The organism is Couchioplanes caeruleus, from assembly GCF_003751945.1.
GTDB classification, from domain to species: Bacteria; Actinomycetota; Actinomycetes; order Mycobacteriales; family Micromonosporaceae; genus Actinoplanes; species Actinoplanes caeruleus.
In genome coordinates this window covers 7,275,922-7,291,833 of sequence record NZ_RJKL01000001.1, presented here as the reverse complement: position 1 = coordinate 7,291,833, position 15,912 = coordinate 7,275,922, and the positions used below count along the sequence as shown (strand labels likewise).

The window sequence follows — 15,912 nt, the reverse complement described above, 5'->3', positions numbered from 1 at the left end:
CCGGACAATGACCGACCGTGGCGCACGCCACGCCTCACGGGACGGCATCCGCCGCGCTCGACGTCTACCGTGGCGCGACCGTTGAATACGTTCAAATACCGGCGCACACAACCCGGTGGCAGCGAGGTCTGGTCCTCGTCGCGGCGTGCATGACAATCTCGAACTGCCACCGGGTTACGAGACGTCGCTTAGAGCTTGCCGAGGTTTAAGGCGTAGCTTCCGGGATTCTTGTTCGTTGATCTGTTATGGCGGTCTCGGATGAGGTTCGGTCGATGTTGGCGGCGAAGTTCGAGGTGATTTTGCCGCATCTGGACGAGCGGCAGCGGCGGTTGCTGCTGGCAGCTGAGGCTCGGGCGCTCGGCCATGGCGGCATCCGGGCGGTGGCGCAAGCCGCCGGGATGCGTGAGGCGACGGTGTCTGCCGGCGTCGATGAACTGGAGTCGGGCGCGCCGTCGCTGGGCCGGGCGCGACGCCCGGGTGGAGGCCGCAAACGGGTTGTTGAGCTGGATCCGGGTTTGCGGACGGCGTTGCTGGCGCTGGTCGAGCCGGATGAACGTGGTGATCCGATGGTGGCCCTGCGGTGGACGACGAAGTCGACCCGCAAGCTGGCCGATGAGTTGACCCGGCAAGGTCATCGAGTCAGCGCGGACACCGTCGCCGGCCTGCTGCGTGATGAAGGCTTCAGCCTGCAGGCCAACACCAAGACCCTTGAAGGTCGCCAGCATCCCGACCGCGACGCTCAGTTTCGCTACATCAGCGCGCAGGTGACCGCTCATCAGAGCACCGCTGATCCGGTGATCAGCGTGGACACCAAGAAGAAGGAACTCGTCGGCGCGTTCAGCAACCCGGGCCGGCAGTGGCGACCCAGCGGTAGGCCGCTGGCCACGCAGACCCATGATTTTCCCGGCGACAGCCTGGGCAAGGCGGTGCCCTACGGCATCTACGACCTGACCGCCAACACCGGCTGGGTCAACGTGGGCACCGACCACGACACCGCCGCGTTCGCCGTCCAGTCCATCCGCCGCTGGTGGACCACCGTCGGTCACGACGACTATCCCCACGCCGACCGGCTACTGATCACCGCGGACGCGGGCGGCTCCAACGGCTACCGCACCCGTGCCTGGAAGGCTGAACTCGCCGCACTGGCCGCCGAGACCGGACTACAGATCACCGTCTGCCACTTCCCGCCCGGCACCTCGAAATGGAACAAGATCGAGCACCGTTTGTTCTCGCACATCTCGATGAACTGGCGCGGCCGGCCGCTGACCAGCCACGAGGTCATCGTGCAGTCCATCGCCGCGACCACGACAACAACCGGTCTGCGGGTGCAGGCCCACCTCGACACCGGCTCCTACCCGATCGGCCTGAGCGTCAACGACGCGAACATGATCGCCCTGCCCCTGGCCCGGCACCTGTTCCACGGCGACTGGAACTACACCCTGCATCCCAGCACCAGCCGGCATCACCACCAGAGCGGCCAGCAGGACACCACGGCAGCCACCGAGATCGCGGCTCTGTCGCACCCGCTGCTCACCGGGATGACGCAACAGCAACTCGATGACCTCATCGCTCGCCTGGACATCCTGCGCCACCACCGTCAAAAGACCGCACAGCAACAGGAATCGACGCAGACAGAAAACCACACCCTGCGCAATCCGGCCGGCCACACCGATTCGGCTTCCCGGACCGTGTCCTGGTCACCATCCTGCATCTACGGCTGGAGCTACCCTGCCGCCGCCTCGCCGCGATGTTCAACAGCAGCAGTGCCACCATCCACAGGACCACCACCGAGATCCGACACCTACTCCACCAGCAAGGCATCACCATCACCCCAGCCAGCACAGCAACCGTCCCAGCCATCCCACCCCGAACCGCCGCGACCCCATCAAACACAACCACGCAGATCAAGACGGCAAGTTAAAAATCTGCACGCCCTTAGGTCTTCTTGATGGTCCATCGGCCGTCGCTGTTGATGACGAACAGGACTGAGTCGTTCGGAACCAGGTGCTCACCCTTGAAGTTGCCGATGTCGTTGACGACGAGATCGGCATCTCCGTCGGAGTCGTACGCGTACATGGTGACATTCGAGTCTGAATTGGTACTCACGAACTCGATCGAGTCGAGCGGGTCGAAGGACGACGCGACATTCACCACGCCGTCGCTCTTGCCGGAGTAGGTCCCGGACCCGTTCCACCGTTTGGCTGTGGTCAGCGACGCCAGCTTGACGGTCCACGACCCGCCGCCTTCGATCTTCAGGCCGGCGACCTCCGACCCCTGAGGGTTGAAGAGTGCCTGACCGGAATACGATTCGATAGCGTTGACCAGGAGATCATCCTCGTCGCCGTCCGGGCTCAGCGCGTAGATGGTGATATTTCCGTCGGCGCCTGTCCAGGATGTTGTCATGAGCAACGAGTCGGTGATCACCGGGCGGAATTTCACCACCTTGTCGCCCCTTCCCCGGTACACCTTTGGCGCCGGCGTCTTCGGCACCGGTGGCGCCGGCGCTGCCGTGGTGGGTTGGGGCGCCCGAGTGGTCGTTCCGGGAGTGGCCACCGGCGGTTCGGTGTCAGTGGTCGCGGCCGACGTGGCAGTAGGGCTGGCGCTGGCCGTCTCGGAAACCACCGACTCCAAGGCGGTCTTCTTCTCGTCTTCGCCGCTCATCACGGCGGCCACAGTCACGCCGCCACAGCACAGCAAGAGGAGTACACCCGCACCCGCACCCGCGATGATCAGTTTCTTGCGCCGCGAGGCAGCCGGTCTGCCGGGACCTGGCGGAAAGCCCGGCGCTCCAGCAAGTGGAGGTGGCGGAGGTTGAGTCATCCCGGGCAGTACACCACCAGAATCCGGCCGGAGTCAGGAAACTCGGCGGACTGACGCATCGGATGTGTCCCATCGGAATCAGCGTCACCGGTACTCCATCTCCGTATCGCGCGTCCTCGTCCTCGCCCGGCGCCTCAGGCTGCCCGACACCACCCTCCGCCGCCGAGACATGGGCGACAGCCGGCGCCACTCCCATCGACTAAGGCGCCAAGTCGAATCGACCGGGTCGGCCACATTGGTAGTCCAGCTAATCGTGAAGGCACTGACGGCGGCCAGCGAGCCGGTGCAGGACTCTGCCTGCGGCGGCCCGATCCGCGGCGCCGAGCTGATCGCCCGGCTCCTCACCGCATAAGGCGGATGCCGCTTGATCAGCCGACGTCCGTGACCGCGAGGCGTCCGTCGGGAGTTACGCAGAAGAGCAGCTCGCCGCCGTTCTGGCAGGTGGTCTGATCGATGGGTCCGATCGCCCCGCGCAGCACCACCCTGCCGGTGTCTTCGATCTTGTTCACGGCCATGTGGCCGCGCGGCTGGAACACGGGGGTCAGCACGTACAGCGCCTTCTCCCGGGCGAAGGGGTTCCCCACGAGCGTTCCCGAGCCCGTGTCGCCCAGGCGCTTCCCGGTGGCGGTGTCGATCACGGAATGCTGTGAGCCGCCGTCGTCGCTGGCGACCAGGACACCGCCATGGCTCAACGGCGTGCCGATGGGCGAGCCGGAGATGCGCCAGAGCCTGGCGCCAGTGTTTCGGTCGAAGCCGGAGACGCCCTCCGGCTGGTCGATGCAGAGCAGAGCACCGCACGGGTAGAACCTGCCGCCGTAGGAGCGCTCGGCTAAGCGCCATTTGCGGCGCATCGTCTCGGTGTCGTACGCCGACATGTTGCCTTCGCCCTGTTTCACGTTCTCGACGTACATCGTGTGGCCGTCGAGATGGACGATGTTGGAGGAGTCGCCTTCCTCATCCCGGCTCACCCACGGCACCATTGCGGTGGCCACGACTCGCCCGCTGGTCATGTCGCGGATCCGCACCTGGCCGCGGCTGCTGATGGTGGCCAGGCGGTCGGTGGCGGCAAGGGTGTCGCCGGTCCGCCACGTGGTCGCGCCGCCGCCCGGCTGGGACCACAGCGGCGTGCCGTCATTCAGCCGGATGACGTGCATGGTCCGGATCGTGGTGTGGTCCTCGTTCCATTCGATGAACAGAACGCGTCCACCACCGGCGGCGGATGCCTCTCCGGGGCGCCGCCACAGCTCCCGACCGGTGACCGCGTCGGTGGCGATGGTCTCGCCGGAGACCTCACGGATACCGCTGTCGTTGTTGTCCGCTGCCGTCTCCTCCGCGGCGCGGACCAGCACTACCCCGGAGTCCACCGCTATCAGGGCCTCTTCGCCCAGCTTGGTGGTCGTCCAGCGCACCGCTCCGTCGCGGGCGCCGTACGCGGTGAGCTTGTGGTCCGGCCCGCCTTGCACGTAGACCATGTCGGGCCCCACGGTGAAGGTGTTGCCGTTGCCCTCGAAGGCAACACTCCAGAGATCTCGCGGCCCGTGCGATTCGGGTAACGCCGAACCCGTCAGGCTCAGTACGCAGAGCGCGGCGGCTGCCGCCCCCAGCACCCGCCGAAACACGCCGAAGCGCAGCCGTGGCCGGACCTTTTCGGCCGGGCTGTCCCGCTCGTCCGCGACGAGTCCCAGATCGATGACGCTCATGGCGGGCAGCGTAAAGCCCGGTGTCGACGACCCTTGGATCGTCACCAACGAGAACCTCGGCACCATCTGACCGGAACCGACCGCGCCGGGGACCCGGAGTTCATCCTGGTCCCCGGCGCCAGACGCGCGACCCGACGGTCTTGCGCAGAGCAGCGATCGCATCGTTCAGGTCCTTGACCTTCTTGTCGGCGTCGGCCTTGATCGGGCCAGCCGCTCCTCCAGCGTCTCGATCTCGGACTTGAGGAAGTCGCCGTAGGACTGCTGGTCGCGCTTCAGTTGCTCGTACGCGCCGGTGTAGGTGTCCTTGGCCTTGGCGATGTCGCGCTGCAGGTTGAGCACGGCGGTCAGCCGCCGGTCGACCTGAGTGAATGCGCTCTCGGCCTCCTCCTCGGCGGCCCGGGCGGTGCCGGCCTCCCGGGTCAGCCGTTCGACAACACTCCGCGGTCGTCGGTGGTGGCCGGGAATTGGTGCCCGGCCGCGTCGGCGGCCGGCTGAGCCGACACGGTGAGACCGGCCACCGCCACTCCGGACCGCACGACCGATCCGCGGACGAGGGTCGTGCCGCTCTCAAAGGCGCTACCGGATAGCCGTTCCAGCGGCACCACCAGCCGAGCCGGGCCGTTCGCCGGCGGGACGGCCGTGACGAGGAGCGGACCGCGGTAGCCGGCCGCGGACGGGTCGATCCGGAAGGTCAGCTCCCGGCCACGCGGTTCGTTCAGCAGCACCAGGGCGCCGCTGAGGTTGCGGACCAGCCGGACCGGTACCGCCGACCCCGCGCACCGGGTCCCAGAGCTGGACCTCGACCCCGCCCCGCACCGGCACCTGGGTCACGCCGTCGATCGGGATCACGGCCGCGGTGACCTCGTCGATCCGTTCCTCGTCGAAGACGATCGGTGGCGGCGACCGAGGGCCTGCTCGTGCTTCGTCACGTTCCTTGACACCCCTGTCCGGCGGCATCATCCGGACACTGCTCGACCAGCCGCTACGCGGCCACCGGAGTCGCCGCGCCACCCCGCTGGGCCAGGGCACTCCTGACCGCCGCACTTGGCGGTCGGGCCGCATGGTTGCGACACGGTGCACGGCCCCGCACCCGCGGCCGGCACGGCGATCACGACTTTCCGTTCGAGGAGATGGCCGCCTCCCGCTCGACGCTGGGCCTGCCCGCATGAAGCCGGCCGCACCTTCGCCTACCGCCGCGCGATCCGGCGATCGATGATTGCGTATCCTCCATGCGGGCGATGATTTTCACGGCCCTCGGTCTTTCACCGCGACAGGAGTATCAGGAGTGAGACAACGCTGGTCGCTGCCGAAAATCGCCATAGCGGCCCTGTTCATCACGTTGACAACGACGGTTCCGGTGGTCGCCGGCCCGAGTGCACCGGCGGCCGCGGCTCCCGCGGGTGAATGCCGGTTGGCGGTGTCCGCCGGAGTGACCAATGAGCATGAGGGGCCCACCGACCACACCCGCTGGCTGAAACCACAGGGCACGCTGCGCGCCGTGTTCCTGTTCGTCGATTTCTCCGATGCCGTGGGCACCAGCGCGGAGTTGACCGAGCGCAAGGACCGGTTCGCGACGTCGGTGGGTGACTGGATGCGGTCCGCGTCGTACGGGAAGGCGAATTTGTCCACGACGTTCACCTCGTCGTGGCGGCGGATGCCACGTGCGCAGAGCGCGTACGCCGGCTACCACCAGACGTTCGACGGTCACCGGTCCTATCTGCAGGACGCGGTCAACGCCAGCGACGCCGTCGTGGACTTCCGCAACGTCGACCTGGTTTACGTGATCTCGCCACGCACCGCCACAACCATCAATGTGTCGTCGGCCCTGATCGCGCCGACCGGACTGGGTCTGATGGCCGACGGTGTGGAGCGACGGTTCGCGGTCAATCTCGGTACGAGCGTGGATGACTGGGATTACAAACTCGTCAACCATGAGACCGGGCACCTGTTCGGTCTGCCGGACCTGTACACGTACGGCCAGCCGTGGCCGCAACTGCACGAACCGGTCGGCGGCTGGGATCTCATGGGGCTGATCTCCGCTCCCGCGCCGGACCATCTCGCCTGGCACAAGTGGAAGATGGGCTGGCTCAACGACTCGCAGATCTCCTGCCGCACTGCTCGCGGTAAGACCAGCGCCACGCTGACCCCGCTGGGAACCACCGGCGGCCTGAAGACCGCCGTCGTCAAGGTGACACCACACCGCGCCATCGTTGTGGAGAACCGCCAGGTGAGCCCCCAAGATGTGACGTCGCCCTGTTTCCGTCCCGGGGTGCTGGTCTACGCGGTGGACACTACCGTCGGCGGCGGCAACCGGCCGGTGACGGTGCTGGACCGCACGCCGAACAACGCTGTCGCGGGTTGTTCGCCCGAGCACGCCGAGCTGGGAAACGCCACGCTGGTGTCGGTCAATCAGCAGCTCACCGACGCGGCGAGTGGTGTGCGGGTCCGGCTCACCGCCGTCAGCGGAGGCAACCGCACGGTCGAGGTCAGCTGGTGACCGGCCTCAAGGGCTGACAGAGATGATGTCCGGGGTCCAGGACTGCGGGTCCCCGGGGTGTCGTTGGGGGTCCATGTGGATGTGATGGCCTCGCGCGGCGGGCCTATTGGCTGGTCGGCAGTGTCGGTCAGCGGGATCGACGGGTGTACCCGCAGCGCCAACGGGTCCACAGCGCGGACCTGCGCCGGCATCTGCTGACGGCCCAGGTGCGCTCGCAGCCGGTCACCGCACCCACCCCGTCCGGCCTGACTATGCCGGCGGCGACGGCGACCACCCGGAACGGCACTCCGGGTCAGTCGGCCCAGTACCAGCCGTCACCCAGCGATATCCGGCCCCGGCACGCCTCATAGCTTTCTACAGAGGGTGGCATGTCCACTTCGACGTTCAGATAGCCAACGGCGCAGCCGCGAACCGCACCAGCGCCGTTTCGGTGAGCATCCCCTCGGGCCGCCGACGCTGGGAGAAAGACCACGGACTCGTCTGGCGTGCCCACCGCACCCACCAGCCCATTGCTCGACAGATGCGCCAGTTCGTCGGAAAGCTGCGAGCCACCAGCCGCATCGGAGTAGTACAGCCCTTGGCGTACTTCATCGACCAGCAGCGCGAAGTCCTGCCGGTGCTCACGATAGAAATCGCGCGCGTACCACCCTTTCCAGTCGACCACGCCGATCAATCCGGCACTCAGCAGGCCCAGCGCGGCGGCCGTTACCGCCGGGAAACGCCTTGACCGTCGCCAGGAGATCACCACGCCGGACACCGTGACGACGGTCGCCGTCACCCAGCCCACCCCGAGCAGCACCAGCACCGCAAGGCCGAATCCGGCAACCCGGTAGGCGAAGAACTGCTCCACGGCGAAGATCACCCACGCCAGAGCGACGACCACGACCCACCAGGCAGCGGACCGGCGAGACACGCCCGACGACGAGCCGCCTTCAGCACCGATCATCACCTCACCGTACGCGGCTGCCCGATAGCCCAGCGCCGGTTCCTGCCGCTCTCCACCGCTGAGTCGCCCGACGTCCGCGCGACTCAACTCGGCTCGGCGTCAACCGGCACCCCCTCCTCATATCGCTCGCCTTGAAGACGCCGGATGCGGTTCGGGAGCCAGCGACACAGGCCCGCCGCCACTCAGTCGTCGTCCTCGTCCTCACCGTCGTCGTCGTCTCCGGAGCCGCCCGGGCAGCCGGCGAGCGTCAGCAGCACGCCGGCGGCGCCGGCGAGCCCGACCGTCCGGCCGAAAAAGAGTCGTCGGCTCATCCCGGCACCAGTCCGGATGTCGTCCTCCGAGGTGGTTCGCACATCCTCCATACCGGCATTCTCGCAGCGCCGCTCCCCTGCCAGGAACCCCACACCGAAACTGAAAAAGGAAACCGGGCCGGGGACAATCGGGCGCATGGCTCTCCTGCATCGTGCGGACCTCACCCCGACCAAGATCGAGCTGCTGACCGGCTGGTTACCCGGCAGGCCGTGGTACCCGGAGGAGTCGGCCGCCGGGCTGGCGCGCGTGGCGGCGTTCCGGTTCGACGATCCGGCCGGCCAGGTCGGCATCGAGACGGTGCTGGTCGGGGTCGGTGACGGGCCGGTTGGCTCACGCAGGCAGTTCCGTGCCTGCCTGCTCACTCACCATGTACTGGGCGTACCAATCGGGCCAGTTCTCGTCTGCCTCACCGATGCGCTTCTCGTACTCGCCGTGGGCTGCCGCTGCACGCCGAAGCGCGCTCGCCAGGTCGTTCGCCGAAGCGAACGTCGTCGCTCCGGGGTCGATGCGACCGGGCAGCCGCGTGGTGACTTCCTGCAGCAGCCAGCCGTTGCCGTCAGGATCGTTGAACGCGGCATAGGAGTTGTAGGTGCCACGATCGGGTGCCGGCCCGCTGGCGCGACCATCCGGTGTCAGGTGGTATACCTCGCCGACCTTGACGCCGCGCCCGGCCAGCTCGTCGCGTGCGGCATCGATGTCGGAGACGATCAGAAACAGGCGCTGGGCGGACCCCGGCGGGGCGGCAGGATCGTTGGTGCTGAAATGGATCGAGCATCCGGAGCCCGCAGGCGTGAACTGGATCGCGCGAACGCCGCCAAGGACGAAGTCTGCGTCGAGCCTCCACCCGAGGCGTGCGTAGAACGCCTTCGCACGGTCGAGGTCGGTGACCGGAACGGTGACTACTTCGAGCTTCATGTCGACGTTCCCGACACGCGGGTTGCTGCGGTGGTCCTCGGTCGTGGTCATGGCGGCCTCCTCCTGGGTCGTGTCAGGACATCACCCCCGCGTCTTCGCCGGCCGCGTCGCATCCGGAGGACTTCCCGGTCTGTCCCCTGGCCTCCGTGCGACGCCACTGGCCCGACTCTCCATAGGATCAAACGAGCTGCCGCTTCCACGGAGGCTGCCGGTCAAGCTGAATCGGCTACCGACGATGCTGCTTCCGCCTCTGCGGCAGGCCCCGTCTGGCTATCGTCCTCCTCCGGCGGGGACGCCATCAAGTGGTCCCTCGCCGTCGTCGCAGCGATCAACCGGTCAAACCCGCCGCTCGGCCGGCTCGCCCACGTGTGGCACCGGCCGAACGGGTAGGTCGCCTTGAGCCCTCAGAACGGCAGCGGTATCTCCAGGTTCACCGTGCCACGCAGATCCAGCCACGCGCGGCCCGGTCCGCGCACCACCCGCAGCACGACTTCCTCGCAGTTCGGGCAGCGGGCCACCTGTCCTGGAGCGTGCTGGTAGACGCGCAACGTCGCCACCGTGCCCCGGTATCCGCACGCCGCGCATCGTCCCGTCACGCTCGTCATGTCGACGGTGAAGATCTCCCGCAGATCCCCGGCGAGGGCGTTGCCGTCGACGTAGTCGTCGTTCACTGCCGGCCTCCTATCGTCGGTGCGGCTGCTCGTGGCGGCGCGCTGGGACCGAAGCGTTCCGTACGGACACGTCGAGGGTCGTGGCCCAGCGCCACCAGGATGTCGGCGACCGTCTCGACGAAGCCGGTCGGCCCGCACACGAAGCAGTTCGGCGCGAACTCCGCCGGCCAGCCGTGGCTGTTGAGCGTCGCGACGCCCAACCGGCCGGCCGGCTCCAGCGCCTGCTCCGGGGATCGCCGGGTGTAGACCAGCCGCACGGCCAACCCGGCGTCGTCGCGGGAGCGTCGGCGCAGTTCGTCGGCAGGTACACGTCCTGGGGGTGCGAACCGAGTACACCAGCCGGAACGGCACGCGGCTGCCCTGCGCGGCCCGGGTCCGTACCATCGCCATCAGCGGCGCGATCCCCGACCCGCCGGCCACCAGCAGCACCGGCGCCGGGTCGGCCAGGCGCCACACGAACCAGCCACCCACCGGCCCTCGCAACTCCAGGTCGTCGCCCACCGCGAGCACGTCACACAGGTACGGCGACACCTCGCCGTCGGGCACCCGCTGCACGCCCAGCTCCACCCGGTCACGGTCGACGGCCGAAGCGATCGAGTAACTGCGCTGCACCGAGTAGCCGTCCTCGGCAGTCAGCCGCACGTCGACGTGTTGTCCCGGTAGGTGTCCCGGCCAACCCGGCACATCGAACACGGGCGTGCGGGCGCTGGGGGTCTGGTCGTACGTTCGCTGACAAGCTAGGAGCGGCGAGCCGATGGCAGCCGATCTCCTGAGTAGCCGGTTCGGCTCGGCGCGTACCGAACACAACTGGCCTGGGCCGTCCGTCAGGATGGGTGCCGGTCGGCCGTTGATGCCGTTGATGCCGTTGCGTCCGGGGCGGCGCCGGTGATGCGTGGATGGCGGACCGCTGGCGTAGGGGCGTGCGCGTCGGCGGCAATGTGGACGCGGTCACGGCCGGCCGCCTTTGCCAGGTACAGTGCGCGGTCGGCTTGGCGGACGAGGGTGGCGGCGTCAGGGGCGTGGTCTGGTAGGACGGCGACGCCGAAGCTGGCGGTGATCTTCCGCTCGAAGTGGGGGATGGTGATGGCTGACATGGCGGTGCGGAGGTGCTCGGCGACGCCCTTCGCCTCGCGGCTGCTGGTTCCGGGCAACAGCACCAGGAACTCCTCCCCGCCGAATCGCCCGGCGAAGTCGCTGGCTCGCAGGGAGGCGGCGAACATGGCGCCGACCGCGGCGAGCACCTCGTCGCCCTTGTCGTGGCCGTAGAGATCGTTGATCTGTTTGAAATGATCAAGGTCGATCAGGACGACGGCCAACGGGTCCAATGCGCGGCAGGACTGAGCGGCCATCCGCAGCAGCGTGTCGTGTGAGGCGCGCTGGTTCGGCAGCCCGGTCAGGGCGTCGGTCAGGGCGCGGTGTTCGGCGAGGGCGAGGTTGCGCAGGTTCGCCAGCACGGGAGCGGCGTGCACGACGGATTCAGTGATACGTCGCTTGTTCTGCTCGGCGAGCTGCGACCGCTGGACGACGACGGCACCGATGACCTCGCCCCCGACGAGCAGTGGCTCACAGCGGGAGGAGCTTGCGCCATCGCCACACAGGTCGCACCGTAGCAGCCCGTCGTGACCCGCTATCTCGTCGTTCGGTTGGGCGAACCGCACCGCCAGACACGTGTGCGGCAACGCGCCCGCCAGCCGCTCGGCCATGATGCCGTCGTCTGGCAGCAGCGTGGCACTCTGGAGCCGATCGGCACTGTTGTTGCGGATGAGCACGACTGCGGTGGCGCCGGGGATGGCGCGTTCGAGATGGCGCTTGAGAAGTTGGTGCGCCTCGCTCTCGTTCTTGGTCAGCTGAAGTGCCCGGCTGAATTCAGCCTGGGTGGTGTCGTAGTCGTGTTCTGCGGCTCGTCGCTCGACCATGCGATTCAGGGCGTGGCCGAGCTCGCTCAGTTCGTCCGAACCGGTCGGTTCCAGACGCACACCCAACTGCCCGTCGGCAACATCCGCGGCAAAGCGGGAGTACGTCTGGATCCTTGGTACGACGTCGCGGATCAGCCACACCACGCCGCCGATCCCAGCGATCAGTGCGGCGGCGATGATGAGGGTGATATTGCGCTGGCTCTGCTCGTACTCGCGCTCGATGCGGGCGTATCCCTCGCCTGCCCGCGTCGCCAGGTCGGTCTGCATCTGCACGACCGTCGCCTCGAGCGCGTTCCACGCCTTGCTGACCTGCTCGACCATCTGATCGTTGGTGGCCGTGTCGGTGGTGCCCGAAGCGGTTGCCAGGACCGTCGGCGAGTTCAGCAATGCTCGGAAGCCCTGCCAGTAGGTAATCATCTGATCCACGGGCAGAGTCCCCGGACCGGGGCCGAGCTCCTCGCGCAGCGCCGTCAGCAACCGATCCGCTTCGGGAACGGTGAAGTTGTAGAGCCGCGTGCGCAGCTCCGCCAAGCGGGTGCGATCGGTAGTCGGAATCATCTGCAGGGCGACGCGGCCCGCTTCGGTGAAGGTCGCTCTCAGCACCGCGAGCCGTTGCATGTTCACGGCGCTGTCAGCGTAGAGCCGCTGCGCCTCGGATTTCATGCTCGCCCGCGTGCCTGCCCCTACCATGGCCACCGCGAGTAGGCATGACACCAGGAGCGCGAGCATCAGGAAGAATTTGACCCCGACCCTTTGCCGCAGACGTATCCGGGTCCGATACCCGCGCATCGCGCTCCTATCCAGAGACGCTGGATACTTCCTGCGATCCTACCGATACTGTCTGCGATTGACTGGTCATTGGCTGGACCGCGCCGTCGCACCTCACAGCCCCCCTCGGAGGATGGCCACAGCGACGGCTGCACGTGCGTACCCCGTCAGGGCCGGATTCTGCTTCCGGCTTCGTCCGCCGCGGCGCTGCAGCGCGAGGGCTCCTCGCGTCGCACGCGTGTGACGTCCGCGTCCGACACCTGCCCGCTCAAGCCGCACGACCTTCCACTTCCTCAGTCCCAGTCCTGGCGACTGGCCGGCTCCCGGACCGCCCAGCCGGACAAGAGCGGGCCGACCGCACTGTTGCGCGGGCGAAGTCCGCGGGTTCCGTGGAGGCCGTCGTATCCGACCATCTCGATCAACGGTCGCGTCGGCCCGGTGGTATCCGCGGATCGCCGTCCGCACGCGCGGAGTGCCAGGGCGCGGCCGGCCCGTTCGGTCTCAGCTCTCGTCGTGGGTGCCGACGATGATACCGAGGCACATTTCGTCGGCGGTGCCCTCGCCCCAGACCACGTAGCGGGGCGGCAGGGACCGCAGCTGCGGAAGCTGCCGGCGCAGTCCCGCGTCGTGGGTGCAGGTCACCCGCAGGGTGTCGCCCGCCGCGACGGCGACCGGTGCCGCCTGCAACCGCAGCCGCTGGTCGTCGAAGTCGTACGCATCGATGTCGAGCAGCGTCCGGGCCGCTCGAGTTCCCGGGTTCAGTTCAACCCGGATCGCCCGGCCGAGCAGGTGCATGTGCCCGCCGATGCCGTGGATCCTGCCGGCCTGCTTCACCCGGTGGTCGCAGTGCTGGGTGTCGCCCTTCACTGGCCGGCCTGCGCTGCACTGTGCCACCAGGTGACCGGCGGTCGCGGCTGGTCCGGCACCGAAGCGGCGAGCCACGTCGGCGACGGCGGCGTCGCGGTCGCACAGCGGGCCAGACTCCGCGGCCGTGCACGGCAGCTCGACCGGTGCCGTGAGCAGCGTGGTGTGCAGTGGCCGCAGACGCTTGTCGGTCAGCCGCAGCCTGATGCCGGAGCGGTCGGTCGGCCGCGTCGCCGGGTCGACCGTCAAGAGGCTGTAGTGCACCTGCATGACGAGCCGGCTGCCGGCCGGCATGGCGAAGCCCACGTCAGGGCTCAGCACGGTCTCGGTCCCGCCCGGCGCCCAACTGGCCACCCAGGCCGCGGAAGCGCCCACCCCGGCGTCGCCGAAGCAGGTCCAGCCGGGTCCCCGTGCGGCATCGTCGCGCGCGCGAGCGGCGGCGACGGCGCTCCCGTCGATCCGGAAGAAGATGGCATGGTGGACGATGTCGGTGTTCTGCGCGATGAACTGGCTACCGGTCAGGAACATGTCGCCGGTCAGCCCTGGGTCGACGAGGAAGCACCGGTACTCGTCGGTGCCGCCGGCGGGAGGCGCGGGCGTATACGCCTCCGGCATCGTGACCTGGGCGAACCGCTCGCCGGCGCGCAGGGGTTGCGTGGGCACGTGGGCGGAACCGATCCGGTCGCCAGTCACCGGGCCGGAACCGGCCGGGTCATCGGCGACCGGGGCGCCGGAGCACGACGTGAGCAGCGCCGCCGTCATCCACGCTGCGGCGCATCCGCCGGCACGTCGCCGCCACCGTCCCGTTCCGATTCCCATGGTTCCCCTCCGCGGGCCAGATTATCCGGGAATTTGGCTGGCTGGAGACCACGATTCCGGTGAACACTGAACGCCGCCCGATGTCCGAGTACGAGTGCTGACCGGACATGGGCCGGCCCTGGTGGTGGTCGACCAGCCCGCGTCGATCGGGGCACTGGCAATCGCCGTGGCGCGGAGCATGGGGATCGAGGTCGGCTATCTGCCCGGGCCGGCGATGCGTCGCATCGCCGAGCTGTATCCCGGTGAAGGCAAGACCGATGCGCGCGACGCTTTCGTCATCGCGGACGCGGCCCGCACGTTGCCGCACACGCTGCGCCGGGTCGGACCAGATGAGAAAGCCGTGGCTGCGCTGGGCGTGCTTGCCGGTTATGACGCCGATCTGCAAACGAGGCGACACGGTTGTCCAACCGGCTGCACCACGCGCTGCTGCATGTCGACCCGGCGTTGGAACGGCTGCTGGGCCAGCACCTGCGCCGGCGCGGCGTCCTGGAGCTGCTGTCGGCAACCGGAACGCTGCAGCAGCTTTGTAGCCTGGGCGAGAACGCGCTGCGGCGGCTTGGCTCCACGATCGCGGCGCCTTGCGGCAGCTTCCCCACGCAGATCCCGGCGTGCAGGTCATCTGCCGTGACCGCGGCGGCGCCTACGCCGAGGGTGCGCGCGCCGGGGCACCGGAGGCGGTTCAGGTCGCTGACCGCTATCACTTGTGGGCCAATCCCGGTGAGGCGGTGGAGAAGACGGTGTGGGCTCACCGCGGCTGCCTGGCCGAACCGGCACCACCGCCAGCCGAGGCCGCCGACACCGCCGAAGGCCACGTCAACCGCATCAAGGCACTCAAACGCGCCATGTACGGCCGCGCCAACCTCGGCCTGCTCCCCCAACGCATCCTCATCCCGCACTGAAGAACGGCCTGGCCTACATCACGCGTATGAGGACTGCGGTGGCGTTGTCGTCGCCCTCCGCGCACTCACCGAGGAGCGCCTCTACCGCTCGAGCCGGGTCGCGGATCCCGCCGAGTGCCTCAGTCATGTCCTGGTCACCGATCTCGTCGCAAACTCCGTCAGTACACAGCAGGAACCGGTCACCCGGGCGGAGGCTCACGTTGAGCACATCGGGCTCAGGTGCTTGCGGGTGTCCGGCGTAACGAGTGAGCCGGCGGCGGGCGGATTGGCCCTGCGGAGATTGCGGCGTGTACCGGCCGTTGAGCACGCCAAGCCACGCGGCCGTATGGTCGGCCGTGAGTAGTTCGAGCAGACCATCGCGAAGACGGTACGCCCGAGAGTCACCTAACTGAACCAGCCATGCCGTGTCTTCGTCGACGGAGTCACCGACGAAGGCGGTAAGCGTGCACCCGGTCAGATCGGGCGAGCCACGGCCGGCAGCCCGTACCGCCCGTTGGACCTCGGCGACCGCGCTTCGCAACGCAGAGGGGCCACCCACGGTCCCGGCGACGATGGGGCTCACCTACCACTCCCTGCAGGGACGGACGAAGGCGTCCACGGCGGTGCGCCCTGCAGCGGAACTCGCTGGTCCGTCGCCCATCCCGTCGGCCACAACTGCCAACAGACGCTGGGGATCTACGTACAGCACGTCGTAGTTCTCGTCATACCGCGTTCCCACGACACTGCCGGCCGCGGCAACTGACCGTCGCCCCGCAGCTTTCCATTCCGTTGTGCTGATCTCCACG

Annotated in this window: 13 protein-coding genes and 4 pseudogenes; 5 read left to right on the top strand and 12 right to left on the bottom strand. The window is 68.3% G+C overall.

Annotation, left to right across the window (positions count from 1 at the left end; translation table 11 throughout):
• Positions 1 to 245 precede the first annotated feature (245 nt).
• Positions 246 to 1,921 (top strand): annotated as a pseudogene (locus EDD30_RS32915) (ISAzo13 family transposase).
• A gap of 14 nt (positions 1,922 to 1,935) precedes the next feature.
• Here the strand turns inward: EDD30_RS32915 and EDD30_RS32905 are convergent.
• The 4 genes from EDD30_RS32905 to EDD30_RS32895 form a co-directional block, all read right to left on the bottom strand.
• Complete coding sequence (locus EDD30_RS32905; RefSeq protein WP_143162581.1) at positions 1,936 to 2,679, bottom strand: hypothetical protein; 744 nt, start codon at positions 2,677 to 2,679, stop codon at positions 1,936 to 1,938.
• A gap of 509 nt (positions 2,680 to 3,188) precedes the next feature.
• Positions 3,189 to 4,520: an outer membrane protein assembly factor BamB family protein gene (locus tag EDD30_RS32900; RefSeq protein ID WP_071803719.1), complete on the bottom strand. Its 1,332-nt coding sequence runs from the start codon at positions 4,518 to 4,520 to the stop codon at positions 3,189 to 3,191.
• Positions 4,521 to 4,685: 165 nt separating this feature from the next.
• The gene (locus EDD30_RS39495) at positions 4,686 to 4,859 is read right to left on the bottom strand and encodes a hypothetical protein (RefSeq protein WP_170047163.1); all 174 of its coding nucleotides are present in this window, start codon (positions 4,857 to 4,859) and stop codon (positions 4,686 to 4,688) included.
• Positions 4,860 to 4,939: 80 nt separating this feature from the next.
• Positions 4,940 to 5,245 carry a hypothetical protein gene (locus tag EDD30_RS32895; RefSeq protein WP_071803718.1) on the bottom strand — a complete coding sequence of 102 codons (306 nt, stop codon included), beginning with the start codon at positions 5,243 to 5,245 and terminating at the stop codon, positions 4,940 to 4,942.
• A 704-nt stretch (positions 5,246 to 5,949) separates the two neighbouring features.
• Here EDD30_RS32895 and EDD30_RS32890 point away from each other — a divergent pair.
• Positions 5,950 to 7,017, top strand: coding sequence for a M6 family metalloprotease domain-containing protein (locus EDD30_RS32890; protein ID WP_170047161.1), 1,068 nt, complete (start codon positions 5,950 to 5,952; stop codon positions 7,015 to 7,017).
• A 292-nt stretch (positions 7,018 to 7,309) separates the two neighbouring features.
• On the opposite strand, the gene EDD30_RS32885 is transcribed toward EDD30_RS32890, so the two are convergent.
• Positions 7,310 to 7,963 (bottom strand): hypothetical protein, encoded by a 654-nt coding sequence (locus EDD30_RS32885; RefSeq protein WP_143162580.1) that lies wholly within the window; start codon positions 7,961 to 7,963, stop codon positions 7,310 to 7,312.
• Positions 7,964 to 8,145: 182 nt separating this feature from the next.
• Positions 8,146 to 8,412: a hypothetical protein gene (locus EDD30_RS32880; protein ID WP_143162579.1), complete on the bottom strand. Its 267-nt coding sequence runs from the start codon at positions 8,410 to 8,412 to the stop codon at positions 8,146 to 8,148.
• Here EDD30_RS32880 and EDD30_RS41145 point away from each other — a divergent pair.
• Positions 8,411 to 8,587, top strand: a pseudogene (locus EDD30_RS41145) (maltokinase N-terminal cap-like domain-containing protein); the annotation flags it as partial. The gene EDD30_RS32880 and the pseudogene EDD30_RS41145 sit on opposite strands and share 2 nt — an antisense overlap.
• Before the next feature lie 18 nt (positions 8,588 to 8,605).
• Here the strand turns inward: EDD30_RS41145 and EDD30_RS41140 are convergent.
• From EDD30_RS41140 to EDD30_RS32850, 5 genes and pseudogenes are all read right to left on the bottom strand, one after another.
• Positions 8,606 to 9,241, bottom strand: a complete 636-nt coding sequence (locus tag EDD30_RS41140; RefSeq protein ID WP_071803714.1) for a VOC family protein — start codon at positions 9,239 to 9,241, stop codon at positions 8,606 to 8,608.
• 353 nt (positions 9,242 to 9,594) lie between these two features.
• The gene (locus EDD30_RS32865; protein ID WP_071803713.1) at positions 9,595 to 9,861 is read right to left on the bottom strand and encodes a DUF6510 family protein; all 267 of its coding nucleotides are present in this window, start codon (positions 9,859 to 9,861) and stop codon (positions 9,595 to 9,597) included.
• Positions 9,858 to 10,617: pseudogene (locus EDD30_RS32860) on the bottom strand (ferredoxin reductase). The gene EDD30_RS32865 and the pseudogene EDD30_RS32860 overlap by 4 nt, the downstream one beginning before the upstream one ends.
• 68 nt (positions 10,618 to 10,685) lie before the next feature.
• A complete protein-coding gene (locus tag EDD30_RS32855; RefSeq protein WP_071803712.1) occupies positions 10,686 to 12,440 on the bottom strand; it encodes a GGDEF domain-containing protein in 1,755 nt (584 codons plus the stop codon).
• A gap of 606 nt (positions 12,441 to 13,046) precedes the next feature.
• Positions 13,047 to 14,072, bottom strand: coding sequence for a monooxygenase (locus EDD30_RS32850; RefSeq protein WP_244945669.1), 1,026 nt, complete (start codon positions 14,070 to 14,072; stop codon positions 13,047 to 13,049).
• Positions 14,073 to 14,322: 250 nt separating this feature from the next.
• On the opposite strand from EDD30_RS32850, the gene EDD30_RS32845 reads away from it, so the two are divergent.
• Both EDD30_RS32845 and EDD30_RS41135 read left to right on the top strand, forming a co-directional pair.
• Positions 14,323 to 14,856, top strand: coding sequence for an IS110 family transposase (locus EDD30_RS32845; protein WP_071803710.1), 534 nt, complete (start codon positions 14,323 to 14,325; stop codon positions 14,854 to 14,856).
• A pseudogene (locus EDD30_RS41135) lies at positions 14,831 to 14,942 on the top strand (hypothetical protein); the annotation flags it as partial. The gene EDD30_RS32845 and the pseudogene EDD30_RS41135, both read left to right, overlap by 26 nt.
• Before the next feature lie 198 nt (positions 14,943 to 15,140).
• Here the strand turns inward: EDD30_RS41135 and EDD30_RS32835 are convergent.
• On the bottom strand, positions 15,141 to 15,689 hold the full coding sequence (locus EDD30_RS32835; RefSeq protein WP_244945485.1) for a PP2C family protein-serine/threonine phosphatase: 549 nt from the start codon (positions 15,687 to 15,689) through the stop codon (positions 15,141 to 15,143).
• Positions 15,690 to 15,912 lie beyond the last annotated feature (223 nt).